This is a genomic window from Pseudomonas sp. S3_B11 (assembly GCF_054667715.1).
On record NZ_CP162749.1, the window covers coordinates 6,836,146 to 6,862,244 of the forward strand.

Genomic DNA, 26,099 nt, shown 5'->3' on the forward strand with positions numbered 1-26,099 from the left:
TCGACCGGATCCTCTCCAGCGAAGATGTGATGCGCCGTCGTGCGACCTTGTTGCAGCGCATGCACATCGATGGTCCGTTGCTGATCCTGCTGCTGACCCTGGCCGCAGGCAGCCTGTTCGTGCTGTATTCGGCCAGTGGCAAGAACTGGGACCTGCTGGGCAAGCAGGCCACCTCGTTCGGCATCGGCCTGGTGTCGATGATCGTCATTGCCCAGCTCGAGCCGCGTTTCATGGCCCGCTGGGTGCCGCTGGCCTATGTGGTGGGCGTGGGCCTGCTGGTGGTGGTGGACGTGATGGGCCACAACGCCATGGGCGCCACCCGCTGGATCAACATTCCCGGGGTGGTCCGCTTCCAGCCTTCGGAATTCCTCAAGATCATCATGCCGGCGACCATCGCCTGGTACCTGTCCAAGCGCACCCTGCCGCCGCAGCTCAAGCACGTGTGCATCAGCCTGTTGCTGATCGGCATCCCGTTCATCCTGATCGTGCGCCAGCCGGACCTGGGTACTTCGCTGCTGATCCTGGCCGGCGGCGCTTTCGTGCTGTTCATGGGCGGGTTGCGCTGGCGCTGGATCCTCAGCGTGATTGCCATCGCCGTGCCGGTGTCGGTGGCCATGTGGTACTTCGTGATGCACGACTACCAGAAGCAGCGAATCCTGACCTTCCTCGACCCGGAGAGCGATCCGCTGGGCACCGGCTGGAACATCATCCAGTCCAAGGCCGCCATCGGTTCCGGCGGGGTGTTCGGCAAGGGCTGGCTGATGGGCACCCAGTCGCACCTGGACTTTTTGCCGGAAAGCCACACCGACTTCATCATCGCCGTGATGGGCGAGGAGTTCGGCCTGGTGGGCATCTGCGTGCTGCTGCTGATCTATTTGCTGCTGATCGGCCGGGGGCTGGTGATCACCGCCCAGGCCCAGACGTTGTTCGGCAAGTTGCTGGCGGGCAGCCTGACCATGACGTTTTTTGTTTATGTTTTCGTCAACATCGGTATGGTCAGTGGCCTGTTGCCGGTCGTGGGGGTGCCGTTGCCATTCATTAGCTACGGAGGAACTTCGCTGGTGACACTACTGTCAGCGTTTGGGGTCTTGATGTCGATTCATACGCATCGCAAGTGGATCGCGCAGGTTTGAATAAGGTGAAGAGTTCAATGCAAGCAATGCGTGGCTGGTCGACGCGATATGCGCCGTGGATCGGCCTGGTCGGCTTCCTGGGCGGCGCGCCCCATGCCCAGGCCGGCGAATACGAAGGCTCGCCGCAGGTGGCCGAATTCGTCGGTGAGATGACCCGCGACTACGGTTTTGCCGGTGAGCAACTGATGGGGGTGTTTCGCGAGGCCGAGCGCAAGCAGTCGATCCTCGACGCCATCTCCCGGCCCGCCGAGCGGGTCAAGCAGTGGAGCGAGTACCGGCCGATGTTCATCACCGAGGCGCGTATCGCCCGGGGCGTGGACTTCTGGCGCCAGCACGAGGCGGCCCTGGCCCGTTCCGAGCAGGAATACGGCGTACCAGCCCAGTTCATTGTGGCTATCATTGGCGTCGAGACCTTCTTTGGCCGTAACACCGGGAATTTCCGGGTGATCGACGCGCTGTCGACCCTGGGCTTCGACTACCCGCCGCGCGCCGAATTCTTCCGCAAGGAGCTGCGCGAGTTCCTGCTGCTGGCCCGCGAAGAGCAGGTCGACCCGCTGACCCTCAAGGGGTCTTACGCCGGGGCCATGGGCCTGCCGCAATTCATGCCCAGCAGTTTTCGCGCTTACGCGGTGGACTTCGACGACGACGGCCACATCAATATCTGGACCAACCCGACCGATGCCATCGGCAGTGTTGCCAGCTATTTCAAGCGCCACGGCTGGGAAGCCGGCCAGCCGGTGGTCAGCCGGGCCGACGTGCGTGGCGAGCAGGTGGACGAGGGCCTGACCGAGGGCATCGAACCGACGAAAACCGTCGGGGAGTTGCGGGCGTTGGGCTGGTCGAGTCATGATGCGCTGCGTGACGACATGCCGGTCACCGCGATACGCCTGGAAGGCGAACAAGGCCCCGAATACTGGATGGGCCTGAAGAATTTCTACGCGATTACGCGTTATAACCGCAGCGTGATGTACGCCATGGCCGTATATCAACTGTCTGAAGAGCTGGTCAAAGCACGGGGCGTCAAATAATGCGGGCACTGCCTACCTATCAACCCCTGAAAACCAAGCCCCTCAAGCTCGTGGCGTTGGCCGCGCTGTCGCTGTTGGTCGTCAGTTGTTCGACCAGCCGCACGCCGGCCCAGAAAGACTCCACCGCCGTGCGCGCGACGCCCGGCCTGGACATCAACCGGGCCCACAAGGACGGCGCGCCGTGGTGGGACGTGGATGTCTCGCGCATTCCCGACGCGACGCCGACCCTGCACACCGGCCCCTACAAGGCCAACCCATACACGGTATTGGGCAAGACCTATTTCCCGCTGAGCGACTCCAAGCGCTATGTCGCTTCGGGCACGGCGTCCTGGTACGGCACCAAGTTCCATGGCCAGAACACCGCCAACGGCGAAGTGTATGACCTGTATGGCATGAGCGCGGCCCACAAGACCTTGCCGCTGCCCAGCTATGTGCGGGTGACCAACCTGGACAACAACAAGAGCGTGATCCTGCGGGTCAATGACCGTGGGCCGTTCTATTCCGACCGCATCATCGACTTGTCGTATGCGGCGGCGAAAAAACTTGGTTACGCTGAAATCGGCACCGCCCGGGTCAAGGTCGAAGGTATCGACCCGCAGGAATGGTGGGCCCAACGCGGCCGTCCGGCGCCTTTGATGCTCAACGAGCCGAAAGTGGCGCAAAATGCCGCGCCGACCGTGACGGCGTCCACCGGCACGGTCGAGCAGTGGACGCCACCGCCGCAGCAGCACGCGGCGGCCGTAGTGCCCGTTCAGCTCGACGCAAAAAAACGCTTCTGCAACAGCGTCTGGCCAGTTTCTGCAAGTGGGCGCGTTCGCCAACCCGGACGCTGCCGAGCTGCTGAGGTCGAAGCTCAGCTCGATGGTGAGCGCCCCGGTGTTCATCAGCTCGATCGTGCGCAACCAGCAGACACTGCATCGAGTTCGCCTGGGGCCGATCGGTTCTCCGGGTGAAGTCCAGCAAGTACAGAACAGTGTGCGCCTGGCCAATCTCGGTTCGCCGAGCCTGGTCACCGCCGAGTAATTGATTGAGGCCCGCTTGCGGTTGGAGCGGGTCAGGTTGTTGGCTCCGTGAATAACAAAAGCCCGGCAAGGGTAGTGAGTGAGCAACTTAAATACGCGGTGGCCCGTTAAGAGGCTGCCTGTTTAGTTTTGCCTTCGGGCAGTCCCATTAGCGATTTCGAGAGACGGATGAACATCACCACCTTTGCCAAACGCCTTTGCCTGCTAGTCCCGCTGCTTCTCTCCCCTGCCGCGTTTGCGGTCGAGATGATGCCTGCGCCTCCTCAATTGGCCGCCAAATCCTTTGTGCTCATGGATGCCAGCAGCGGCGAGGTCCTGGTAGAGAACAACGGTGACCAGCGCCTGCCACCGGCCAGCCTGACCAAGCTGATGACCGCCTACATCGCCACCCTGGAAATCCGTCGTGGCCAGATCGGTGAAAACGATCCGGTGACCGTCAGCGAAAACGCCTGGCGTACCGGCGGTTCGCGGATGTTCATCAAGGTCGGTTCGCAAGTGACCGTCAGCGACCTGCTGCACGGCATCATCATCCAGTCCGGCAACGACGCCAGCGTCGCCCTGTCCGAGCACATCGCCGGCAGCGAAGATGCGTTCGCCGACATGATGAACAAAACCGTGGCCGACCTGGGCATGACCAACAGCCACTTCATGAACCCTACCGGTCTGCCGAACCCTGAGCACTACTCGTCGGCTCACGACATGGCGCTGTTGGCACGGGCGATCATTCACGAAGACCCGGCGCACTATGCCATCTACTCCCAGAAGGAATTCTTCTGGAACGGCATCAAGCAGCCTAACCGCAACCTGCTGCTGTGGCGCGACAAGACCGTCGATGGCCTGAAGACCGGCCATACCGACGAGGCTGGCTACTGCATGGTGTCCTCGGCTGTCCGTGACGGCATGCGCCTGATCGCCGTCGTCTTCGGCACCAGCAGCGAAGTGGCCCGTGCCGCTGAAACCCAGAAGCTGCTGACCTACGGTTTCCGCTTCTTCGAAACCCAGACCTTCTACCAGAAGGGCACCGAACTGGCCCAGGCCCAGGTCTGGAAAGGCACCACCAATCAGGTGAAGGCCGGCCTGGCCCAGGACCTGACCATGACCTTGCCTAAAGGCCAGCTCAAGAAGCTCGCTGCCAGCATGACCATGAACCCGCAACTGACCGCTCCCATCGCCAAGGGCGACGTGATCGGTAAAGTCGAAGTCAAACTGGACGACAAAGTGGTGCACAGCGCCGACCTGATCGCTCTGGACGCGGTCGAGGAAGGTGGTATCTTCCGCCGCATGTGGGATAGCATCCGTCTATTCTTCTACGGCTTGTTCAACTGATTGAAGTGTTGACCTGCATGGCCTCGTTCCCATCCGGAGCGGGGCCATGTGCGTTACCACGGCTTACGAGGCCGTTACCCCATGACAGACTCTGAAGTAAAAGCGCCAAAGATCGAATTCCCTTGCGCGGATTATCCGATCAAGGTCATCGGCGACACCGGTGTGGGTTTCAAGGACCGGATCATTGCGATCCTTGAAAAACATGCCACCGTTGACCACAAGACCCTGGCCGAGCGCCAGAGTACCAACGGCAAGTACACGACGATCCAGTTGCACATCATTGCCACCGGTCAGGAACAGCTCTACGACATCAACAGCGAGCTGCGCGCGACCGGTTTCGTGCACATGGTGTTGTGATGCCGGGCACGCTGGGCTTTCGCGAGCTGGGCACGATGGCTTACGAGCCGGTCTGGCATGCCATGCAACGCTTCACCAACGAACGCGGCACCACCGCCGACGATGAAGTCTGGCTGGTGGAACACCCGTCGGTGTTCACCCAGGGCCAGGCCGGCAAGGCCGAGCACCTGCTGCTGCCGGGGGATATCCCGGTGGTGAAGGTCGACCGGGGCGGGCAGGTGACCTACCATGGCCCTGGCCAATTGGTCGCCTACCTGTTGCTGGATGTGCGCAAGCTGGGGTTTGGCGTGCGCGAGCTGGTCACCCGCATGGAGACATGCCTGATCGAGCTGCTGGCCAGCTACGGTGTGACGGCGGCGGCCAAGCCGGATGCGCCGGGTGTCTATGTCGACGGGGCGAAGATCGCCTCCTTGGGATTGCGAATCCGCCACGGCTGTTCGTTTCATGGCCTGGCGCTGAACGTGGACATGGACCTTGCGCCATTTCGACGGATTAATCCCTGTGGCTACGCGGGACTGGCGATGACCCAGTTGAGCGAGCATGCAGGATCGATTGAATTTGCCGAGGTAAGTGCCCGGCTGCGCGCGCAGCTCGTCAAACACCTCGACTATGCTGAGCAGACGACCCTCACGGGCGGAATCGACTGATATGACTACTGATGCAGTGCAAACCATTATCCCGACGCAGGACGTCACCGAGCGTCCGGCCCCACGTGCCAAGGTAGAGGCCGGCGTCAAGCTGCGCGGCGCCGAGAAGGTTGCACGCATCCCGGTCAAGATCATTCCGACCACCGAATTGCCGAAGAAGCCTGACTGGATCCGCGTGCGCATCCCGGTGTCCCCGGAAGTCGACCGGATCAAGGCCCTGCTGCGCAAGCACAAGCTGCACAGCGTCTGCGAAGAAGCCTCCTGCCCGAACCTGGGTGAGTGCTTCTCCGGCGGCACCGCCACGTTCATGATCATGGGCGACATCTGCACCCGTCGCTGCCCATTCTGTGACGTCGGCCACGGCCGTCCGAAGCCGTTGGACACCAACGAGCCGGAAAGCCTGGCCATCGCCATCGCCGACCTGAAGCTCAAGTACGTGGTCATCACCTCGGTGGACCGCGACGACCTGCGTGACGGCGGTGCCCAGCATTTTGCCGACTGCATCCGCGAGATCCGCAAGCTGTCGCCGAACGTCCAGCTGGAAACCCTGGTGCCCGATTACCGTGGCCGCATGGACATCGCCCTGGAAATCACCGCCGCCGAGCCGCCGGATGTGTTCAACCACAACCTGGAAACCGTACCGCGCCTGTACAAGGCCGCGCGTCCGGGTTCGGATTACCAGTGGTCGTTGACCTTGCTGCAACGCTTCAAGCAGATGATGCCGCACATTCCGACCAAGTCTGGCTTGATGCTGGGCCTGGGTGAGACCGATGAGGAAGTCATCGAGGTCATGAAGCGCATGCGTGAGCATGACATCGATATGCTGACCTTGGGCCAGTACCTGCAGCCTTCGCGTAGTCACCTGCCGGTGCAGCGTTTTGTGCACCCGGATACCTTTGCCTGGTTTGCTGAGGAAGGGTACAAGATGGGCTTCAAGAACGTGGCTTCGGGGCCGTTGGTGCGGTCTTCGTATCATGCGGATGAGCAGGCTAAGTTGGTCAAGGCTGAGCTGCTCGGGTCCTGATTTTTTAGCGTTGGTTTTTGGGGTGGTGTGTATATCCGTTTTTGCGTAACGGCGGCTGACGGTTCCGCTCTTACAGCGGGTCACTTTTGGAAAAGCCCGGAAGCCGGCCCAGTCAAAAGTAACCAAAAGCGCTTTGCCCCACCACTCGGTGCCTCGCCTGGGCTCGGCATGCCTTCACTCCGGCATTGGTTCGTGGGCCGCCGCGAAGGGCCATCCATGGCCCAGCGCGGCTAACCCGGCATCCATGCCGGGTTGCCCACGAACCAATGCCTGCGTTCAGCCATCGTGGTTAACGGGGCGCCCCAGATCAAGATCAAAAGCCAAAGCGAGGCGGCCTTAGAGCCGACCTGGTTCTTGGTGAGACCGCGTTTCCCCTGTGGGAGCGGGCTTGCTCGCGAAAGCGGTGTGTCAGTTTGCGGTGATGTTGGATGTGCCGGCCCCATCGCGAGCAAGCTCGCTCCCACAAGGGGTAGCGGTGTACATGAGTTTTGTGGCTGCTGAAGATCCAATGTGGGAGCGAGCCTGCTCGCGAAGGCGATGTCACAGTCGATGAGGATGTTGGATGTGCCGGCCCCATCGCGAGCAAGCTCGCTCCCACAAGGGGTAGCGGTGTACATGAGTTTTGTGGCTGCTGAAGATCCAATGTGGGAGCGAGCTTGCTCGCGATAGCGGTGGCACAGCTACGTAAATGCTGGATGTGCCGCGCTTTGGCTTTGCTTTGCTTTTGCTTTTGATCTTGGGCGCCCCGTTAAACCACGCTGGCCGAACGCAGGCATTGCGCAGTGGGCATCCCGGCATGGATGCCGGGTTAGCCGCGCTGGGCCATGGATGGCCCTTCGCGGCGGCCCACGGAGCAATGCCGGAGTGAGGGCACACCGAGCCTAGGCGAGGTGCCAAGTGGTGGGGCAGAGCGTTTTTGGTTACTTTTGGCGCTCTTTCCAAAAGTGACCCGCCGTAAGGGCGGAACCGCCAGCCGCCGTTACAAAAAAAACGGATATACACACGATCAAGAAAACTGGGAACCCCATGGCCCTAACCCCACACCACCCCGTCCCAGCCCTCCCTCAAGAAGGCCTGATCGCCGTGATCGCCCCCGCCGGCCCCGCCCCCCTGGACACGGAAAAAGCCATCCAATGGATGCGCGCAAGGGGCCATGAGCTGCGAATATTCCCCGGCGTCTATGAAAAGAGCGACTACCTGGCCGGCAGCGACGAAGTACGCCTCAACGACCTGCACACCGCCTTCGCCGACCCAGAAGTCAAAGCCATCATCTGCCTACGCGGCGGCTACGGCACGCCCCGTCTACTCGATCGTATCGATTTCGAGCTCTTAAAGCGCAACCCCAAACCCTTCGTAGGCTACAGCGACATCACCGCCCTGCACCTGGCCATCAGCCGCTACGCAGGCTTCGTGACCTTCCACGGGCCGCTGCTCAACGCCGATCTGCTGGGCGACAAGGAACCCCCAACCGTCACCTCGTTTTTCAGCCTGCTGCGTGGCCAGTTGAAGGCCGGCAGCGCGCTAAGCCATCCCGCAGCGTATCCATTGACCACCGTTGAACCGGGTATCGCCCACGGACGTCTGCTGGGCGGCAACCTGTCGATGATTGCCGCGACCATGGGCACGCCTTATCAGATCGACGCCGAAGGGGTGATCCTGTTCATCGAAGACGTCAACGAGCCGCTGTACCGCATCGACCGATTGCTGACGCAGCTGCGGTTGGCCGGCACGTTGCACCAGCTACGCGGCGTGTTGGTGGGCGATGTGGCCGGGGTCGACGTCGAGGCGTTGAACCGATTGCTCGAACAGACCTTCGCGCCGTTGCGTATTCCGGTATTGTCCGGCTGGCGCAGCGGGCACTGCGATCCGAACCTGACCTTGCCCATGGGGGCATTGGTGACGCTGGATGCGGGGGAGAAGAGGTTGGTGCTGGAGCAGGATGTGGTGGTCAGCCGCTAGTCATGTAGCGCCTGCAAATCAGTCATCGCGAGCAAGCTCGCTCCCACAGGTTGACCGGGAATACCTGTGGGAGCGAGCTTGCTCGCGATAGCGGTAGCCGACATACGGCTGACTCAGCGGTTACGCAACGCCTCCAGCAACTGGTGCGTCGGATACCCATCAGCCGGCCAGCCAAACGACTGCTGGGCGCTGCGGATGGCCTTGCGGGTGTTGGCGCCGATGATGCCGTCGGGGTTGCCCGCGTCATAGTTGTGCTTGCCCAGCAGGGTTTGCAGCTCGATGCGTTCGCTGCGACTCAGGGGTAGGTCCTCCTTGGGCCACTGGCCATAGACCAGCCCGCCGTCGGTAAAGCGCTTTGACAACAACCCGACCGCCAAGGCATAGGACGACGAGTTGTTGTACTTGAGGATGGCGCGGAAGTTATCAAAGATCAGGAACGCCGGGCCGCGATGGCCGGCCGGCAGGAGCAGGGACGCCGACAGCTGTTTGTCATCCGGGGTTATTGGCAGGCCACCATATTCTGAAACCCCCAGTCGCTCCCATTCAGCAACAGGCTTGCGGATCGTGCCATCGGCCAGTGTGTAGTCGAAGCCCTCTGGGAGATCGACTTCGAACCCCCACGGCTGGCCACGCTGCCAGCCGGAGCTTTGCAGGTAGTGGGCGGTCGAGGCCAGGGCGTCGGTGGAGCTGCCCCAGATGTCGCGGCGACCGTCGCCGTCGAAATCCACCGCATGGGTGTTGTACGTGGTGGGAATGAACTGGGTCTGGCCCATGGCACCGGCCCAGGAGCCAAGCATTTTTTCCGGTGTGATATCGCCCTGTTGCAGGATTTGCAGCGCGGCGATCAGTTGCGCATGGGCAAAACCCGGGCGCCGTCCTTCGTAGGCCAGGGTCGCCAGGGAGTTGATCACCGACTTGCTGCCCTGGAACTGGCCGAAGTTGCTCTCCATGCCCCACACCGCTACCAGCGCCTCACGATCGACGCCATAACGCTGCTCGATGCTTTGCAGGATCTGGGCGTTCTGTTGGATCAGGCTCTTGCCTTTGTTGACCCGCAGTGGCGACAGCGCGCCATCGAGGTATTCCCACACGGGGCGGGTGAATTCCGGCTGGCTGCGATCGGCCTTGATCACGCTCATGTCCGGGCTGACGCCGATAAACGCACGGTCGAACAGGTCGCCTCGGATCCCGGCGGCCAGTGCCTCCTTGCGAAACCCGGCCTGCCATTGCGCGAAGGTCTGGGTGGGCGCAATGGCCAGGTCTTCACCGGTCGGCACCAGGGGTGGCACGATGGCCGGAGCGGTCACGGCGGGGGCTGTCTGGAGCGGTTGGGCGTCGGCGGCAGTAGGTTTTTCGGCGCAGGCGACAAGCAGGGCAACGCTTGCGGCAACAATCATTTGGCGCAGTGGCCAACGATGGGAAAGACAGAAGGGCATGCACGGGTCCAGAAATACAAATCAGGTGCTGACCTTAACATGCGAAAGGGGCGTAGGGCTTGTCCTGGTGTTTCAAGCGGCCAGAAAGCAAGAAGCCTCCCAGTTGTCAGACTGGAAGGCTTCGCGGCGGTAGCTGCCTTTGCCCTTGGCGGGTCGTTCCTGGCGGCTGCGGAACAGGGGCTGGGCGACGATGGATTTGGCCTTGTTGGGGCCATGCTTGGATGGCTTTTTGCTCATGGTGGGTACTCTCGTAGGCTGGGTTTTGCAGGATAAATCATGGGGCAGAGTTGGGGGGCTGTCCAGTCCCTGCATTGCGTAGGAAATGTCATTCAGACGAACACACGACTTGTGGCGCCGATAGGTGGGAGCAAAGCTTGCTCGCGATACAGGCACCTCGGTTTCAGAGACACCGCGCTGCTTTCATCGCGGGCAAGCCTTGCTCCCACAGATATCTTCGCCGCAGAACAGCCTTCAGTGCGTGCTTATTCGGCAGGCAACGTCAACCGCTGTCCAGCCATCAACAGCGACAAGCGACTGAGGCTCATCCACGGCGAGCCGGCGGCCTGGCCCTTGATCTGCGCATCGATGCGCTGGGCCTCGAGCAGCAATTGCGCCCAGCGCGATGCGGAATAGCGTTGCAGGGCCTTGCTCATCAGCGGTTTGCGTTTGTCCCAGACGGGCGGGCGGGCCTGGCTGAAGGCCTTGTCCAGCGGTACGCCCTGGCTGTATTGCAGGGACAGGTTGGCCAGCAGGCGCAATTCCCGGGCCAGGGCCCAGAGGATCACCGGCGGTTCGACGCCTTCGCCCCGCAGGCCTTCGAGCATGCGCAGGGCATGGGCGGCTTCACCGTTGAGGATCGCATCGGTCAACCCGAAGACATCGAAGCGCGCACTGTCGGCCACGGCAGCCTGCACCGTTTCCACGGTGATCTGTCCGCCTTCGGCCATCAGCTTGAGCTTTTCGATTTCCTGGGCGGCGGCCAGCAGGTTGCCTTCGACCCGGGCGGCAATCAGCTCCACTGCGTCCTGGCTGGCCGAGAGACCGGCTTGGGACAGGCGCTGGCGGATCCAGCTGGGCAACTGGCTGACATCCACCGGCCAGATCTGCACGAACTGGGTCTGTTGGCCTTCGACCAGGGCCTTGCCCCATTTGGTCTTCTGCGCGCTGCCGTCGAGTTTCGGCAAGCTGATGAGCAGTACCGTGTCTTCGGCCGGGCGTGAGCAATATTCGATCAGCGCGGCGGCGCCCTTGTCCCCGGGTTTGCCGGAGGGCAAGCGCAGTTCCAACAGGCGTTTTTCGGCGAACAACGACATGCTCGCTCCGGCCTGCAGCAGCGTGCCCCAGTCGAAACTGGCGTCGGCGGCGAAGACCTGGCGCTCGTCGAAGCCTTGCTGACGGGCGGCGGAGCGGATGGCGTCGGCGGCTTCCTGGCACAGCAGTGGGTCATCGCCACTGATGATGTAGACCGGCGCGAGGGCGCCTTGCAGGTGTTTGCCGAGTTGGGCGGGAGCGAGCTTCATAAGAAAAGGCGAGCGGGGCGCCGGAGCGCCCCGCAAGGCTTATTCAGCCGGGATCTGCAACGGCGACTGCTGCGGGGTTTCCGCCTCAGCCTTGCGTGCCGCTTCCAGCGCATCGGCTTCGGCCTTGGCGCGGGCGTCGGCGGTCTGTTGCAGTTGCTCCAGCTGGGTCGGGCTCAGCTGTTGCAGGCGCAGCATCATGCGCTGTACGAGTTCACGACGCATTTCGCCGCGCACTTGGATGGACTCCTGGTCGGAGCCGGTGATGTTATTGCCGTCGTGCAGGTAGACTTTCTGCACCTGGAGCTTGTCGTCCAGCAGCGACAGGTTGTTGTGGCCACGGATCTCATAGCTCAGCACGTTGGTCAGCTCGTATTCGGCCGAACGACCGGCACCGGCATAGCTCAGGCTGCGCTGGCTTTGTTGTTCACCGGCCAGCACCAGCTTGTACGGCGCACCGCTGTAGACCTTGACGCCACTGTTCTCCAGGGTCTGGCGCAGCATTTTCACGGTTTCGCCATAGGCGTCCCGTGCGCTGAGGTCCAGTTCCTTGATCGCCAGCTCGGTAGTGCCGGTGCCACGCAGTTGGAAGCCGCAGGCGCTCAACAGGACCGCGAGGCCCACTACCAGCAGATTACGTTTGATCATCTTGTTGCTCCCCTTGAACCCTATGGGGGTCGATCATGCGACCCCGCAGGTTGTATTCGGCGCCAGGCTCAAGCCCGCGCCCGATCCAATTAGCTTGCGACGATGTTGACCAGTTTGCCGGGCACGACGATCACTTTGCGAATCGTCAGTCCATCGACAAAGCGCAGCACGTTTTCGTTGGCCCGCGCAGCGGCTTCGACTTCTTCGCGAGTGGCGGCAGCCGGCATTTCGATCTGGCCGCGCAGCTTGCCGTTGACCTGGATGACCAGGGTCAGGCTGTCCTGCACCAGCGCGGTTTCGTCCACCACCGGCCAACGTGCGTCAATCACCGGGTCGGCGTGACCCAGTTGATTCCACAGCTCGTGGCTGATGTGTGGGGTGATCGGCGCGAGCAGCAACGTCACGGCTTCCAGGCCTTCGTGAATCAGTGCACGATCCTGCTCGGTGCCTTGCGCGGCTTTTTCCAGCACGTTCATCAGCGTCATCACCTGGGCGATGGCGGTGTTGAATTTGTGGTTCTGGCCGACGTCATGGCTAGCCTGCTTGATGGCCAGGTGGATCGAGCGGCGAATGGCTTTCTGCTCGTCGTTCAGGCCGGCGACGTCCAGCTTGCCCGGCAGGCCCTGGGTGACGTGGGCTTGCGCCAGGCGCCAGACGCGCTTGAGGAAACGGTGCGAGCCCTCGACGCCCGAATCGGACCACTCCGCGCTCATGTCAGGTGGCGAAGCGAACATCATGAACAGGCGGCAGGTGTCTGCGCCGAACTGGTCGATCATCGACTGTGGGTCGACGCCGTTGTTCTTCGACTTGGCCATTTTCTCGGTGCCGCCGATTTCCACCGGCAGGCCGTCGGCGATCAGCTTGGCGCTGATGACCTTGGCCTTGCTGTCGCGTTCGAGTTCGACGTCGCTCGGGTTGAACCAGGTGTAGGCACCGTTGGCTTCGCGACGGTAGTAAGTCTCGGCGATCACCATGCCTTGGGTCAGCAGGTTCTTGAACGGCTCGTTGGAACTCACCAGGCCTTCGTCACGCATCAGCTTGTGGAAGAAACGCGCGTAGAGCAGGTGAAGAATGGCGTGTTCGATGCCACCGATGTACTGGTCCACTGGCAACCAGTGGTCAGCCGCGGATTTTTCCACCAGGCCGCCTTGATAGTGCGGCGAGGCATAGCGCGCGTAGTACCAGGAGGACTCGACGAAGGTGTCCATGGTGTCGGTTTCACGCTTGGCCGGTGCACCGCATTTCGGGCAGCTGCACTCATAGAACTCGGGCATGCGCGCCAGGGGCGAACCGGCACCGTCGGGTACGACGTCTTCCGGCAGGACTACGGGCAGTTGATCTTCCGGCACCGGTACGTCGCCGCAGGTATCGCAATGCACGATCGGGATCGGGCAGCCCCAGTAGCGCTGGCGGCTGATACCCCAGTCCCGCAGGCGGAACTGGGTGCGCGAGGCGCCGAGGTTTTTCTTGATCAGGGCGACTTCGATGGCATCGAACGCGCCAGGGAAATCCAGGCCGTTGAACTCACCGGAGTTGATCAGCTCGCCATGCTCGCCGTAGGCGTCCTGCCAAGGTTCCGGGGTCTGGTCGCCGGCGCTGGTGCGCACCACGGCTTTGACCGGCAGGTTGTACTTGTGGGCGAATTCGAAATCGCGCTCATCGTGGGCCGGCACCGCCATGACAGCGCCGTCGCCGTAGTGCATCAGCACGTAGTTGGCGACCCACACCGGCAGTTTCTCGCCAGTGAGCGGGTGCTCGACGAACAACGAAGTCGGCAGGCCTTTCTTCTCTTGGGTGGCGACGTCGGCTTCGGCGACGCTGCCGCCTTTGCATTCGGCGATGAACGCCTGCAGCTCAGGGTTGTTCCGTGCCGCCAGGGTGGCCAGCGGATGCTCGGCGGCCACGGCCACATACGTGGCGCCCATCAGGGTGTCCGGGCGGGTGGTGAAGACTTTCAGGGTGCCGGCTTCGCCAATGGAGGCGACGTCGTACGGGAACTGCACTTCCATGCCCCGGGACTTGCCGATCCAGTTGCGCTGCATGGTCTTGACCTGCTCGGGCCAACCGGTCAGTTCGTCGAGACTCTCCAGGAGTTCATCCGCGTAGGCGGTGATCTTGAAGTAGTACATCGGGATCTCGCGCTTTTCGATCAGCGCGCCGGAGCGCCAGCCGCGACCGTCGATCACTTGCTCGTTGGCCAGTACGGTCTGGTCCACCGGGTCCCAGTTCACGGTGCCGTTCTTGCGGTAGATCACGCCTTTTTCGAACAGGCGGGTGAACAGCCATTGTTCCCAGCGGTAGTAGTCGGGCTTGCAGGTGGTGACCTCGCGGGACCAATCCACCGCCAGGCCCAGGCTGCGCAGCTGGGTTTTCATGTAGGCGATGTTTTCGTAGGTCCACTTGGCGGGGGCCACGTTGTTCTTCATCGCGGCGTTTTCCGCCGGCATGCCGAAGGCGTCCCAACCCATGGGTTGCAGGACGTTCTTGCCTTGCATGCGCTGGTAGCGGGAGATCACGTCGCCGATGGTGTAGTTGCGCACGTGCCCCATGTGTAGCTTGCCGCTGGGGTAAGGGAACATCGACAGGCAGTAGTACGTCTCCTTGCCTGGCTGTTCACTGACTTCAAAGGACTTTTGCTCGTCCCAGAACGACTGGGCGGCGGCTTCGATTTCACGGGGCTGGTAGTGTTCGTGCATGGCTACTTTTGTACTGAATGGGGTGGCCCAATCCTCTTCGTTGCCATGCTGGACGCAGACGACGCCGAATGCGGCGTTTTCGATGCCCAGCCAAGCTGGAAGTGGAGTTACAGGAAGCGCCGTAGCATACATGACCGCGCTCTGCCGAGGGAAACCCTGATTGCTGCCGAACCACCGCCGAGCCATTGCCGGTCATCGGCGATGACCCGTGTTCAGGGCCGTTTGTCGCGGCGCACTGCCGGTTTGCCCAGCGAAGCTAAGCTTCTCAATGGGGAGTGAGTCTTATCTTCAATGAGGTGAGGGATGGTTGAATCACAACGAAAAGTCGCTACACCTGAGTTGTACGAAAAACTGATCGATCGTCTCGGGGTGGCCCTGGACGCTGCTAGAACCGCCGGTCGCTTGCGTGATGAACGCCCGGTAGAGCTGGAACTGCGAGGCTTGAGCCCCGCGGAGTTCGAACTGGTCGAGGCTTACCTCGAACAGGTCGGACATCAAACCTCCACCAGTGAGGCCCAGGTACTCAAGCGTCTCGATACGCCCCGTTCGGCCAAGGTTGTGTGGCTCAAGGACCGGACGCCTGATAAGGATGCTGTAAGGATCCGGTCGCTGCAGTTCAAGTAAAGCCGGATTCACGCGTGTCGCTTTTTTTGGTTCAAGGCTTTTTCGAATCTGTTGTCGCTTTGCGTCAACCCACTTAGGCTTCGGGCATCTATGGAGATGCCCGATGCCGTTTCGCTATTTCATCAAACAACTTCTATTGCCGCCCGGCATTCTTTTGCTGCTGTTGGCGCTCGCCTGGTGGTGGCGCCATTCTCGGCCGCGCCTGGCCCGGCTGTGTTTCGTCGTGGGCCTGGGCTGTTTCTGGTTGATGAGCCTGCCGGTGGTGGTGCAGTGGAGCGCCAAGGCATTGGAGCGTGAGCCGCCGCTGCTGCGCAGTGAATGGGCAACCCTGGCCCAGCGTGCCGACGCCATCGTGCTGCTGGGTTCCGGTCGCGAGCGCGGCGACCTGGCCTGGGGCGCCGACCAGCCCACCGGTGTCGGCCTGGAGCGCCAGCGTTATGCGGCGCGACTGGCCAAGGCTTCGGGCTTGCCCGTGCTGACCACCGGCGGCTTGCACTACGGCACCCCACCCAGCGAGGCCAAGTTGATGGCCGACTCGATGCTGGATGATTTCGGCGTCAACGTGCGCTGGCAGGAAGGACGTAGCCGCACCACTTGGGAAAACGCCCAGATGAGCGCCGAGATCCTGTTGCCTGAAGACATCAAGCGGGTCGTGGTGATCACCCAGGCCTGGCACATGCCGCGGTCGGTCTGGAGTTTCGAGCGCGCGGGGTTTGAAGTGGTGCCGGCGCCAGTGGGTTTCCTGGGGCAGGACAATGCCCGACCGTTGGGCGGCTGGATGCCGGAGTTCAAGTCGATCTGGCAATCCGGGCAGTTGATGAATGAGGCGGTGGGGCTGGTGGGGTATTGGTTGTTCTACCGCTGAGGTGTTACCGGATCATTCCCACGCTCCTGCGTGGGAATGCCTCAAGGGACGCTCTGCGTCCCAAATCGGGCTGGCGTCTGCTGCCAATGTGACGCGGAGCGTCACAGGCTGCATTCCCACGCGGAGCGTGGGAACGATCAACCTTAAACCGTCCTGGCCATCCGGCTCGTCATCAACGCCCAGCCCAACAGCAACATGCACAAGATGATCAGCGGCCACGAGCGCCATTGCAGGTAAGGCGTCAGGTCGTGCATCGGCACCACTTCGCCATAGAGGATGCCGCGCTCGAATTGCGGGATCTGTGCGGTGATCTGGCCGAAGGGGTTGATCAGCCCGGTCACGCCGTTGTTGGTGGCGCGGATCATCCAGCGGCCGGCTTCCAGCGCGCGCATCTGGGCCATTTGCAGGTGTTGCAACGGGCCGATCGAGGTGCCGAACCAGGTGTCGTTGCTGATGGTCAGCAGCAGGTCGCTGCGCGCTGACAAGCTGGCGGCAAATTCCGGGTAGACCACTTCATAGCAGATGAACGGCGCGATCTGGTAACCCTTGGCTTGCAGCAACGGCTGGTCGGCCGGGCCCCGGGCGAAGTCCGACATGGGCAGGTCGAAGAAGGCGATCAGGCCGCGCAGGATGTCCTGTAGCGGCACGTATTCGCCGAACGGCACGAGTTTTTGCTTCAAGTAAGTGCCGTCACCTTCGCCGGTCACGGTAATGCCGTTGTAGTAACGCTTCTCGTGGCGCACCAGTTGGCGAATCGGCACACCGGTAATCAACGCCGAATGCCGCTCGGCGGCGAAGCCGCCCATCATGTCCAGGTAACCCTGGGCAGACTCCTTGAGCACCGGTACTGCGGTTTCCGGCCAGATCAACAGGTCGACGCGCTTGGACGCAAAGCTCATGTCGCGGTACAGCGCCAACTGCGCGTTGAGCTGCTCGGGGTCCCACTTCATGCTTTGCTCGATGTTGCCCTGGATCGCCGCGACGCTCAGCGGGGCGCCCGAAGGGCTGGTCCAGGCATGGCCCTTGAGGGCAAGGCCGGCCACCCATGGGCCGATCAGCAGCACCACGCCCGCGGCGATAAAGCCTTTGCGCCCAGTGCGGATCAACCGGGGCGCGTTGTACAGCAGCGCGGCGGTCAAGGCCAGGGTGAAGGAAATCAGCCACATTCCGCCCAGCGGCGCGAGGCCGGCCAGCGGGCCGTTGAGCTGGCTGTAACCGGAATACAGCCAGGGGAACCCGGTGAGGAACCAGCCGCGGAAGGCTTCCTGGCCCAACCACAGGGCGGCGAACGCCAGGGCATCGGCCAGCGGTGCCTCGTTGCGACGCAGCCAGCGCGCCCAGAGCCAGGCGGGCAGGGCGAAGAACCAGGCGATGGCGGCGATGAACAGCAGCATCAACAACCCGGCGAGCAGCACCGAGGCGCCGCCGAAGTTATGGATGCTGACGTAGATCCAACTGGTGCCGGCACCAAACAGGCCAAAACCGAAACACCAGCCTCGGCCCAGGGCCTGGCGTGGCGAGAGTTCGCGCAGCCCGGCGTAGAACAAGCCGACCGCCAGCAATGCCAGCGGCCAGAGGTCGAACGGCGCCAGGGCCAGGGTGGTGATCGCACCGGCCGCCATGGCCAGCAGGTTACCGGGCCAGCCGGGGCGGGTTATCCAGCGCATTTTTGTCCTTAGCGGGTCTCGCAGGGGTTATCGGCCAATGGGCGACAGGCGCAGCAAGTGAATCCGACGGCTGTCGGCATTCAGGATGCGGAAGCGCCAGGAGCCGATTTCCGTGGTTTCGTTGCGCTTGGGCAGGTGCCCGAAAGCACTCATCACCAGGCCGCCGACGGTGTCGAACTCATCGTCGGAGAATTGGCTGTCGAAGAATTCGTTGAAGTTCTCGATCGGCGTCAGGGCCTTGATCAGGAAGTCGCCGCTTGGCAGGGGCTTGATGTAGCTGTCTTCCTCGACGTCGTGCTCGTCCTCGATGTCGCCGACGATCTGCTCGAGCACGTCTTCGATGGTGACCAGGCCGGCCACGCCGCCGTATTCGTCAATGACGATGGCCATGTGGTTGTGGTTGGCGCGGAATTCACGCAGCAGCACGTTCAGGCGCTTGGACTCGGGCACGAAGGTGGCCGGGCGCAACAGATCCTTGATGTTGAAGCTGTCGCCGTTCTCCTGAAGGATCAGCGGTAGCAGGTCCTTGGCCAGCAGCACGCCCATGACGTCGTCATGGCTCTCGCCGACGACCGGATAGCGCGAGTGAGCGGAGTCGACCACGGCGGGCAAAAATTCGCGAGGGGTCTGGGTCGCCTTGATGCTGACCATCTGCGAGCGCGGGACCATGATGTCCCGGACCTGCAGGTCAGCGACCTGGATGGCGCCTTCGACGATGGCCAGCGCTTCGCTGTCCAGCAGTTTGTTCTGGTGTGCGTCGCGCAGCAGCTCCAGCAGCTCCTGGCGGTTTTTCGGCTCATGGGCAAAAGCCTGGGTGAGCTTGCCCAGCCATGACTTCTGCCCGTTGCTCGATCGATCTTCGCTCATAGCGATTACTCTGAATCCTTTATCGTTACAGGTTGATGTATCAGTGTTCGTCGCCGGCGTAGGGGTCGGGATGACCCAGCTCTGCAAGCAACGTTCGTTCCAGTGCTTCCATTTCTTCGGCTTCGTCATCTTCTATATGGTCGTAACCCAGTAGATGCAAGCAGCCGTGAATCACCAGATGGGCCCAGTGGGCCTCAGGGGTCTTGTCTTGTTCCGCCGCTTCACGCTCCACCACCGGGACGCAGATCACCAGGTCGCCCAGTAGCGGGATGTCGAGCAGTTCGTCGGGTACGTCGGCGGGGAACGACAGCACGTTGGTGGCGTAGTCCTTCTGCCGCCAGGTGTGGTTCAGTTCACGGCCTTCAGGTTCGTCCACCAGGCGGATCGTCAGCTCCGAGTCGGCGCTGCGCTGGCGCAGGGCCAGTTCGCACCATTGGCGAAACTGGGCTTCGCTGGGGGCGGCGTGTTCGCACGCCACTTGCAGGTCGAGTTCAAGCATTGTGGCGATGGCCTTTGCTTTCGGCCGAGTCTTCGTCGGCGCGATTCTCGAAACGCTCGTAGGCTTCGACAATGCGTTGCACCAACGGATGGCGTACGACGTCCTTGGGCATGAAATGCGTGAAGCTGATGCCCGGCACGTCCTTGAGGACCTGGATCACATGGTTCAGCCCGGACTTGGTGCCACGGGGCAGGTCGACCTGGGTGATGTCCCCGGTGATGACGGCGGTGGAGCCGAAGCCGATGCGGGTCAGGAACATTTTCATCTGCTCGACCGTGGTGTTCTGGCTTTCGTCGAGGATGATGAAGCTGTTGTTCAGGGTCCGACCACGCATGTAAGCCAGCGGCGCGACCTCGATGACCTGGCGCTCGATCAGCTTGGCGACGTATTCGAAGCCGAGCATTTCATACAGCGCGTCATAGAGCGGGCGCAGGTACGGGTCGATCTTCTGGGCCAGGTCGCCGGGCAGGAAGCCGAGTTTTTCGCCCGCTTCGACCGCCGGTCGCACCAGCAGGATGCGCCGCACCTGTTCACGTTCCAGCGCATCGACGGCGCAGGCCACGGCCAGGTAGGTCTTGCCGGTACCGGCTGGGCCGATGCCGAAGTTGATGTCGTTGCCCAGGATTTCCTTCACGTAGCGCTGCTGATTCAAGCCGCGAGGGCGAATCATGCCTTTTTTCGTGCGTAGGGCCACGGCCGGTTCCGACGGGGCGTGGTTGTCGAGTTCTTCGACAGCCGACTCCTGCAGGAACAGGTGGACCGTATCCGGCGACAGCTCGCTCCCCTTGGTTTCCCGGTAGAGACGGCGCAGCAGGTTTTCCGCGGAGGTGGTGTGCTTGGGTTCGCCGATCAGTTCGAACTGGTTTCCGCGGTTGCGGATCTCGATGGCCAGGCGCTGTTCGATCAAGCGCAGGTGCTCGTCGAATTGCCCGCACAGATTGGCGAAGCGGCGAGCCTCAAAGGGCTCGAGAATAAAGCGATGTGGTTCGATGGGTGCGTTCAAGGTCGTTTTTAGCCGCCCGGGGGCAATTAAGGTGAAATCAAGGATAACGCCAGTAGGCTGGGTGCGAAAGCTCTTAAACAGGCGAATCTGATCACAGGGTTGGCACAACCCATTGTGGGAGCAAGGCTTGCCCGCGATCAAGGCGCCGCGGTCTTCAGTGAGATTGCGGTGCTTCTATCGCGGGCAAGCCTTGCTCCCACAGGTCTTGCTTGCACAGACAATAGTGTTTTTTAGCAGGTTACTGGATCAGCGAACCGCGCAGGGAGTGCGGTTGCGCGGCGTCGATGTGCACGTCGGCGAACTGGCCGATCAGGGCCGGGGTGTCGCAGCGGAAGTTGACGATGCGGTTGTTTTCGGTCCGTCCTTGCAACTCGCCCGGGTCCTTTTTCGAGTAATCGGTCACCAGAATCCGCTGGACGGAGCCGACCATTTGTCGGCTGATCTCGAAACCTTGCTGGTTGAGACGATGTTGCAAGGCGTTGAGCCGTTCCTTTTTCAGCTCTTCGGGCGTGTCGTCCGCCAGGTCGGCCGCCGGAGTGCCAGGGCGCTGGCTGTAGACGAACGAATAGGAGAAATCGAAACCCACGTCTTCGATCAGCTTCATGGTCTGCTGGAAGTCTTTCTCGGTTTCGCCAGGGAAGCCGACGATAAAGTCCGAGCTGATGCAGATCCCCGGCACTGCCGCGCGCAACTTGCGCAGCTTGGATTTGTACTCCAGCGCCGTGTGGTTGCGTTTCATGGCCGCAAGGATCCGGTCGGAGCCCGATTGCACCGGCAGGTGCAGGTGCTTGACCAGTTCGGGGACTTCGGCGTGGGCCTGGATCAGGCTGTCGGAGAACTCCAGCGGATGAGACGTGGTGTAGCGGATGCGGTCGATGCCATCCACTGCCGCCACGACGCGGATCAGCTCGGCGAGGTCCGCCAGGCGCCCATCATGGGTCAGACCGCGATAGCCGTTGACGTTCTGCCCCAGCAGGGTCACTTCGCGCACACCGTGTTCCGCCAAGTGGATGATCTCGGCGATCACGTCGTCGAACGGCCGGCTGACTTCTTCGCCGCGGGTGTAGGGCACCACGCAGAACGTGCAGTACTTGCTGCAACCTTCCATCACCGACACGTAGGCACTTGGGCCGTCGATGCGCGGTTCGGGCAGGTGGTCGAATTTTTCGATTTCCGGGAACGAGACATCCACTTGCGGCAGCTTGGTGCTGCGGGCAGCGTCGATCATCTCCGGCAGGCGGTGCAAGGTCTGCGGGCCAAAGACCACGTCCACGTAGGGTGCGCGATCGCGAATGGCAGCGCCTTCCTGGCTGGCCACGCAACCGCCCACGGCGATGACCATTTCCGGGTTGGCCAACTTCAGTTCGCGCCAGCGGCCGAGCTGGGAGTACACCCGGTCCTGGGCGCGTTCGCGAATCGAGCAGGTGTTGAGCAGGATCACGTCCGCGTCTTCAGCGCGGGCGGTGACTTCCAGGGCCTGGTGTTCACCCAGCAGATCGACCATGCGCGAGCTGTCGTACTCGTTCATCTGGCAACCGTGGGTTTCGATGTAAAGCTTCTTGGCCATGGACGGGATCATCACGTGATTCAAAGAACCGCGCATTATAGGGACATAGTGGCCTGTGTGGCTAATTCGCGCACTTAAATTAACCGTACAGGCCACTGGGTTCCTACCGCTGTGCGAGCAGTGGCTATGCTATAGTTCGCGCCCTCATTTTTACCCGCCGATGTGTTTCGCCAGCCATGACCAAACGTGAAGCTCCAATCTACAAGGTGATTTTCCTCAACCAGGGCCAGGTGTTCGAAATGTACGCCAAGCAGATCTATCAAAGTGATCTGTGGGGTTTCCTGGAAGTGGAAGAATTCGTCTTTGGCGAGCGCACGCAAGTGGTCGTCGATCCGAGCGAGGAAAAGCTCAAGGCGCAGTTCGAAGGCGTGGTGCGCAGCTTCGTGCCAATGCATTCGATCGTGCGCATCGACGAAGTCGAACGCCTGGGCACCCCGAAAATCAGCGAAGCCCGCGGCGCGGTCGGCAATGTGATGCCGTTTCCGATGCCGATGCCTGAGAAGTAGGATTCAAGATCGGGTTGCTCCCCAATCGCGAGCAAGCTCGCTCCCACAGTGGGGGCTTTGTGAACACAAGATTTGTGTACACCAGCGATCCAGTGTGGGAGCGAGCTTGTTCGCGATGAGGCCATCAAGGCCTGCGCAATAATCAGGGCAGAGGTGAGAAAGGCGTACGCCCATCGGCGTTCTGCAATTCCATCAGGTACTTGCGAAAGATCTGCCCCAGCACCTGAGTCGCCACTTCCAATTCGTCACGGGGCATTTGTTCGGCGACTTCGTCGGCGGTGTCCAGGGCTTCTTCGGCGCCGTTGACCGCGGCCATCTTCAGGACGATATAGGCCTGGACGTTGTTGGCCGGCACGCCTTCGCCATGGAAGAACATGCCGCCGAGCTTGAATTGCGCCTGGGCATGGCCTTGCAGAGAGGCTTTTTCGAAGTAGTCGAGAGCTTTTTTGAGGTCGCGCGGTGCAGCCTTGCCTTCATAGTAGAACTCGCCCAACTCGTATTGCGCTTGTGCATCACCTGCGTCCGCCGCTTTTTGACAGGCGTCGAGTGCCGGTGCGAGATCTTGTGGCTGGGTATTGAGCGTGCAACGGCCCAGCGCCGGGATCAACAACGAGTTACCGCCTGCCTGTGCATTCGCGAGCAGGGGCTGAAGGAGCAACAGGCAGCCCAAGGCAAGGGTGCGGCCGGTGCGGTTCATGGGAATCGACTTACCTCTGAGGGGCGCGCGGACCCTCCGGGGGATCCAATAAGCGCGCATTATGAAATAAGCAGGGCCATCCTTACAAAGTCTTTACTCGTTTTTCTGCTGCGAGGGAATGCTAATAGCTGCTTCGGGCATAAATACGTAGGAAAAAGGCGGGAGGTTGTCGGCAATCACTGACGCCAGCTTCAGCCAGCGTCAGTTATCCACAGGCTTATTTCAGCGCAGCAAAGGCCCGTTCGGCCGCATCGAGGGTGATCTTCAGCTCGGTCTCGCCATGGGCGATGGAAGTGAAGCCGGCTTCGAATGCGCTCGGCGCCAGATACACGCCGCCGTCGAGCATCAGGTGGAAGAAGCGCTTGAAGCGGTCGGCGTCGCTGGCCATCACGTCTTCGAAGGTGACGATGTCATCGGCGCCACTGAAATACAGGCCGAACATGCCGCCGGCCTGGGTGGTCACGAACGGAATGCCTGCCGCGTCGGCACGAACCTGCAAGCCGTCGAGCAGGCGGGTGGTGTAGTCGGTCAGTTCGGCGTGGAAGCCCGGGCGGCTGATCAGGCGCAGCGTGGTCAGGCCGGCGGCCATGGCCAGTGGGTTGCCCGACAAGGTGCCGGCCTGGTAGACCGGGCCCAGCGGCGCGATGCATTCCATGATCTTGCGCTTGCCGCCGAAGCAGCCAACCGGCATGCCGCCGCCGATGATCTTGCCGAAGGTGCTCAGGTCCGGCGTGACGCCGTAATGGGCCTGGGCGCCGCCGAGGGCCACGCGGAAACCGGTCATCACTTCATCGAAAATCAACACCACGCCATGCTGGTCGCACAGGCTGCGCAGGCCTTCGAGGAAACCCGGTGCCGGAGGTACGCAGTTCATGTTGCCGGCCACTGGCTCGACGATGATGCACGCCACTTCCTGGCCGACTTCGCCGAGCATCTTCTCGACTTCTTCAAGGTCGTTGAACGGCAGGGTCAGGGTGTGTTTGGCGAACGCTGCCGGTACGCCGGCCGAGCTCGGCACGCCCTGGGTCAGTGCGCCGGAGCCGGCCTTGACCAGCAGGCTGTCGGAGTGGCCGTGGTAGCAGCCTTCGAACTTGATGATGCTGTCGCGACCGGTGAAGCCCCGCGCCAGGCGGATCGCGCTCATGGTCGCTTCGGTGCCGGAGCTGACCATGCGCACCATTTCCATCGACGGCACGATCGAGCAGACCAGGTCGGCCATCTCGGTTTCCATCGCGGTCGGAGCGCCGTAGGACAGGCCGTGTACCAGTTGCTTGCGCACCGCATCCAGCACATCCGGATGGCTGTGGCCGAGGATCATCGGGCCCCAGGAACCGACGTAATCCACATAGCGCTTGTCGTCTTCGTCGGTGACGTACGCGCCTTCGGCGTGCTTGAAGAACAGCGGGGTGCCGCCGACGCTCTTGAACGCACGAACGGGCGAGTTCACACCGCCGGGGATGTGTTTCTGGGCATCGGCAAACAGGGTTTCGGAACGGGACATGGTTGGGCTCTCGAAAACGGAAAAATGGACTATTTGATCTGCAGCAGCTCGTTGAAGGCGCGGGCGCGGCGCGTCACTTCAGTGGTGCTGTCGGCGCCGAACAGGCCGTGGACCACCGCCAGCAGGTCGACCCCGTGGGCCACCAGCGGGGCGGCGTTGTCCAGGGTGATGCCGCCAATTGCGCACACCGGAACATGCAGTTTGAGGTGCGCCTCTTGGAGCAGTTCAAGGTCTGCGCTGGGGGCGCCGGGTTTGGTGTTTGAGTTGAAGAAACGCCCGAACGCGACATAACTGGCGCCTTCGCTGGCGGCCTGTTCGGCCAGTGCCAGGCTGGCGTGGCAGGTGGCACCGACGATTGCCTTGTGCCCGAGCAGTGCCCGCACTGGCGCCAACGGGCCATCGGTCTGGCCCAGGTGCACACCGACGCCCAGGCGTGCGGCCAGTTCGGCGTCGTCGTTGATGATCAACTGGGTCTTGTAGCGCTCGCACAGGTTGCGCAGTGCTTCGGCTTCCCGCAGCCGACGGGCCTCGTCGCTGCTTTTGTCGCGGTATTGCAGCAGGGCGACGCCACCTTCCAGCGCCGCTTCCACATAAGCGAGGAATTTGCCGGTCAGCAATTGGCTATCGGTGATGGCGTAAAGGCCACGTAATTTCATTCCACAGGCCTCCGGTGCTACGAGCAGAAATCCAGCGGCAGGCGACGCGGCACGAACTGGCCTTTGCCCAGTTGTTCGGCATCGCGCAAGGTGCGCCAGGTGTAATCCAGCGCCGTCTTGACGGCGCTGGCGAGCTGTTCGCCCTGGGCCAGCCGACCGGCCAGGGCGCTGGCCAGTGTGCAGCCGGAACCGTGGTAACTGCCGGGCAGGCGCTGGCAGGTAAAGGTTTCGCGCCCGCCGTCGCGGCTGTACAGGCGATTATGGACTTCATGTTCGTCGCCGTGACCACCGGTGATCAACAGGTGTTTGACGAAGGGCAGCAGTTTTTCCGCGCACTCGTCGGCGCTGCCCTCGGGCAGTTCGGCGAGGATGCGTGCTTCAGGCAGGTTGGGGGTGGCGATGATTGCCAGGGGCAGCAGGCGTTCGCGCATGGCGTAGCCGACCTCATCCTTGCCCAGGCGCCCGCCACCGCCGGCGCGCAGCACCGGGTCGCAGACCATGGGCAGGTGCGGGTGCGCCTGGAGCAGTTCGACCACCGTGTCGACCATTTCCAGCGAGCCAAGCATCCCCAGCTTGACCGCTGCCACCTGGGCGTCGTTGAGCACGGCATTGGCTTGTGCCAGCACCCACTCTCGGTCGAGCACTCGGAAATCGCTGACGTTGACGGTGTCTTGCACGGTCAATGCGGTAACGGCAGGGGCGGCATGACAACCCTGGGCAAGCAGGGCTTCGATATCTGCCTGCAAACCGGCGCCACCACTGGGGTCGTGGCCGGAGAGACAGAGGACAACGGGGCGAGAACTGTAGATATTCATGGTGCGCGAGCTTACCACCAAACCTCTTTTATCGGTGGT

Annotated in this window: 24 protein-coding genes and 1 pseudogene; 11 read left to right on the top strand and 14 right to left on the bottom strand. The window is 62.1% G+C overall.

Annotated elements, in window-relative coordinates:
• Nucleotides 1-29: 29 nt before the first annotated feature.
• From rodA to AB4O22_RS30690, 8 genes and pseudogenes are all read left to right on the top strand, one after another.
• The gene (rodA, locus tag AB4O22_RS30655; RefSeq protein WP_043042958.1) at nt 30-1,133 is read left to right on the top strand and encodes a rod shape-determining protein RodA; all 1,104 of its coding nucleotides are present in this window, start codon (nt 30-32) and stop codon (nt 1,131-1,133) included.
• A 17-nt stretch (nt 1,134-1,150) separates the two neighbouring features.
• Nucleotides 1,151-2,161 (top strand): lytic murein transglycosylase B, encoded by a 1,011-nt coding sequence (mltB, locus tag AB4O22_RS30660; protein WP_460095738.1) that lies wholly within the window; start codon nt 1,151-1,153, stop codon nt 2,159-2,161.
• Nucleotides 2,161-3,184 (top strand): annotated as a pseudogene (locus AB4O22_RS30665) (septal ring lytic transglycosylase RlpA family protein). The gene mltB and the pseudogene AB4O22_RS30665 overlap by 1 nt, the downstream one beginning before the upstream one ends.
• Before the next feature lie 167 nt (nt 3,185-3,351).
• Nucleotides 3,352-4,509 (top strand): D-alanyl-D-alanine carboxypeptidase family protein, encoded by a 1,158-nt coding sequence (locus AB4O22_RS30670; RefSeq protein ID WP_003205888.1) that lies wholly within the window; start codon nt 3,352-3,354, stop codon nt 4,507-4,509.
• A gap of 81 nt (nt 4,510-4,590) precedes the next feature.
• On the top strand, nt 4,591-4,866 hold the full coding sequence (locus AB4O22_RS30675; RefSeq protein ID WP_003185772.1) for a DUF493 domain-containing protein: 276 nt from the start codon (nt 4,591-4,593) through the stop codon (nt 4,864-4,866).
• Entirely contained in the window at nt 4,866-5,513 is a 648-nt protein-coding gene (gene lipB / locus AB4O22_RS30680; protein WP_460095739.1) for a lipoyl(octanoyl) transferase LipB, read from the top strand. The genes AB4O22_RS30675 and lipB overlap by 1 nt, the downstream gene beginning before the upstream one ends.
• A gap of 1 nt (nt 5,514) precedes the next feature.
• The gene (lipA, locus tag AB4O22_RS30685; protein WP_003205886.1) at nt 5,515-6,537 is read left to right on the top strand and encodes a lipoyl synthase; all 1,023 of its coding nucleotides are present in this window, start codon (nt 5,515-5,517) and stop codon (nt 6,535-6,537) included.
• A gap of 1,026 nt (nt 6,538-7,563) precedes the next feature.
• Complete coding sequence (locus AB4O22_RS30690; protein WP_460095740.1) at nt 7,564-8,496, top strand: S66 peptidase family protein; 933 nt, start codon at nt 7,564-7,566, stop codon at nt 8,494-8,496.
• 113 nt (nt 8,497-8,609) lie between these two features.
• Here the strand turns inward: AB4O22_RS30690 and AB4O22_RS30695 are convergent, their stop codons facing one another.
• The 5 genes from AB4O22_RS30695 to leuS form a co-directional block, all read right to left on the bottom strand.
• On the bottom strand, nt 8,610-9,932 hold the full coding sequence (locus AB4O22_RS30695; RefSeq protein ID WP_460095741.1) for a lytic murein transglycosylase: 1,323 nt from the start codon (nt 9,930-9,932) through the stop codon (nt 8,610-8,612).
• 72 nt (nt 9,933-10,004) lie between these two features.
• Complete coding sequence (gene arfA, locus AB4O22_RS30700; RefSeq protein WP_003205882.1) at nt 10,005-10,169, bottom strand: alternative ribosome rescue factor ArfA; 165 nt, start codon at nt 10,167-10,169, stop codon at nt 10,005-10,007.
• Between the two features lie 245 nt (nt 10,170-10,414).
• The gene (holA, locus tag AB4O22_RS30705) at nt 10,415-11,452 is read right to left on the bottom strand and encodes a DNA polymerase III subunit delta (protein WP_046065214.1); all 1,038 of its coding nucleotides are present in this window, start codon (nt 11,450-11,452) and stop codon (nt 10,415-10,417) included.
• A gap of 39 nt (nt 11,453-11,491) precedes the next feature.
• The gene (locus AB4O22_RS30710; RefSeq protein WP_223472784.1) at nt 11,492-12,097 is read right to left on the bottom strand and encodes an LPS-assembly lipoprotein LptE; all 606 of its coding nucleotides are present in this window, start codon (nt 12,095-12,097) and stop codon (nt 11,492-11,494) included.
• Between the two features lie 89 nt (nt 12,098-12,186).
• A complete protein-coding gene (gene leuS / locus AB4O22_RS30715) occupies nt 12,187-14,793 on the bottom strand; it encodes a leucine--tRNA ligase (protein ID WP_223472785.1) in 2,607 nt (868 codons plus the stop codon).
• A gap of 303 nt (nt 14,794-15,096) precedes the next feature.
• On the opposite strand from leuS, the gene AB4O22_RS30720 reads away from it, so the two are divergent.
• A complete protein-coding gene (locus AB4O22_RS30720) occupies nt 15,097-15,417 on the top strand; it encodes a hypothetical protein (RefSeq protein ID WP_003205874.1) in 321 nt (106 codons plus the stop codon).
• 103 nt (nt 15,418-15,520) lie between these two features.
• Entirely contained in the window at nt 15,521-16,282 is a 762-nt protein-coding gene (locus AB4O22_RS30725) for a YdcF family protein (protein ID WP_223472786.1), read from the top strand.
• A gap of 143 nt (nt 16,283-16,425) precedes the next feature.
• On the opposite strand, the gene lnt is transcribed toward AB4O22_RS30725, so the two are convergent.
• The 5 genes from lnt to miaB all read right to left on the bottom strand — a co-directional run bounded on the left by lnt (nt 16,426) and on the right by miaB (nt 21,885).
• The gene (lnt, locus tag AB4O22_RS30730; RefSeq protein WP_460095742.1) at nt 16,426-17,949 is read right to left on the bottom strand and encodes an apolipoprotein N-acyltransferase; all 1,524 of its coding nucleotides are present in this window, start codon (nt 17,947-17,949) and stop codon (nt 16,426-16,428) included.
• A 27-nt stretch (nt 17,950-17,976) separates the two neighbouring features.
• Nucleotides 17,977-18,816, bottom strand: coding sequence for an HlyC/CorC family transporter (locus tag AB4O22_RS30735; RefSeq protein WP_003205870.1), 840 nt, complete (start codon nt 18,814-18,816; stop codon nt 17,977-17,979).
• Between the two features lie 40 nt (nt 18,817-18,856).
• Nucleotides 18,857-19,315 carry an rRNA maturation RNase YbeY gene (gene ybeY / locus AB4O22_RS30740; RefSeq protein WP_003205868.1) on the bottom strand — a complete coding sequence of 153 codons (459 nt, stop codon included), beginning with the start codon at nt 19,313-19,315 and terminating at the stop codon, nt 18,857-18,859.
• Nucleotides 19,308-20,318 (bottom strand): PhoH family protein, encoded by a 1,011-nt coding sequence (locus AB4O22_RS30745; protein WP_460095743.1) that lies wholly within the window; start codon nt 20,316-20,318, stop codon nt 19,308-19,310. The genes ybeY and AB4O22_RS30745 overlap by 8 nt, the downstream gene beginning before the upstream one ends.
• Nucleotides 20,319-20,556: 238 nt before the next feature.
• On the bottom strand, nt 20,557-21,885 hold the full coding sequence (miaB, locus tag AB4O22_RS30750; protein WP_003205865.1) for a tRNA (N6-isopentenyl adenosine(37)-C2)-methylthiotransferase MiaB: 1,329 nt from the start codon (nt 21,883-21,885) through the stop codon (nt 20,557-20,559).
• A gap of 176 nt (nt 21,886-22,061) precedes the next feature.
• On the opposite strand from miaB, the gene AB4O22_RS30755 reads away from it, so the two are divergent.
• Nucleotides 22,062-22,391 carry a DUF1820 family protein gene (locus AB4O22_RS30755; protein WP_003185742.1) on the top strand — a complete coding sequence of 110 codons (330 nt, stop codon included), beginning with the start codon at nt 22,062-22,064 and terminating at the stop codon, nt 22,389-22,391.
• Nucleotides 22,392-22,533: 142 nt separating this feature from the next.
• Here the strand turns inward: AB4O22_RS30755 and AB4O22_RS30760 are convergent, their stop codons facing one another.
• The 4 genes from AB4O22_RS30760 to AB4O22_RS30775 form a co-directional block, all read right to left on the bottom strand.
• Nucleotides 22,534-23,088, bottom strand: coding sequence for a tetratricopeptide repeat protein (locus tag AB4O22_RS30760; RefSeq protein ID WP_003205863.1), 555 nt, complete (start codon nt 23,086-23,088; stop codon nt 22,534-22,536).
• 217 nt (nt 23,089-23,305) lie between these two features.
• Complete coding sequence (gene hemL / locus AB4O22_RS30765) at nt 23,306-24,589, bottom strand: glutamate-1-semialdehyde 2,1-aminomutase (protein ID WP_003205861.1); 1,284 nt, start codon at nt 24,587-24,589, stop codon at nt 23,306-23,308.
• Between the two features lie 29 nt (nt 24,590-24,618).
• The gene (gene thiE, locus AB4O22_RS30770; protein ID WP_223472788.1) at nt 24,619-25,245 is read right to left on the bottom strand and encodes a thiamine phosphate synthase; all 627 of its coding nucleotides are present in this window, start codon (nt 25,243-25,245) and stop codon (nt 24,619-24,621) included.
• Nucleotides 25,246-25,262: 17 nt separating this feature from the next.
• Nucleotides 25,263-26,060, bottom strand: coding sequence for a hydroxymethylpyrimidine/phosphomethylpyrimidine kinase (locus AB4O22_RS30775; protein WP_003205858.1), 798 nt, complete (start codon nt 26,058-26,060; stop codon nt 25,263-25,265).
• Between the last annotated feature and the right edge of the window lie 39 nt (nt 26,061-26,099).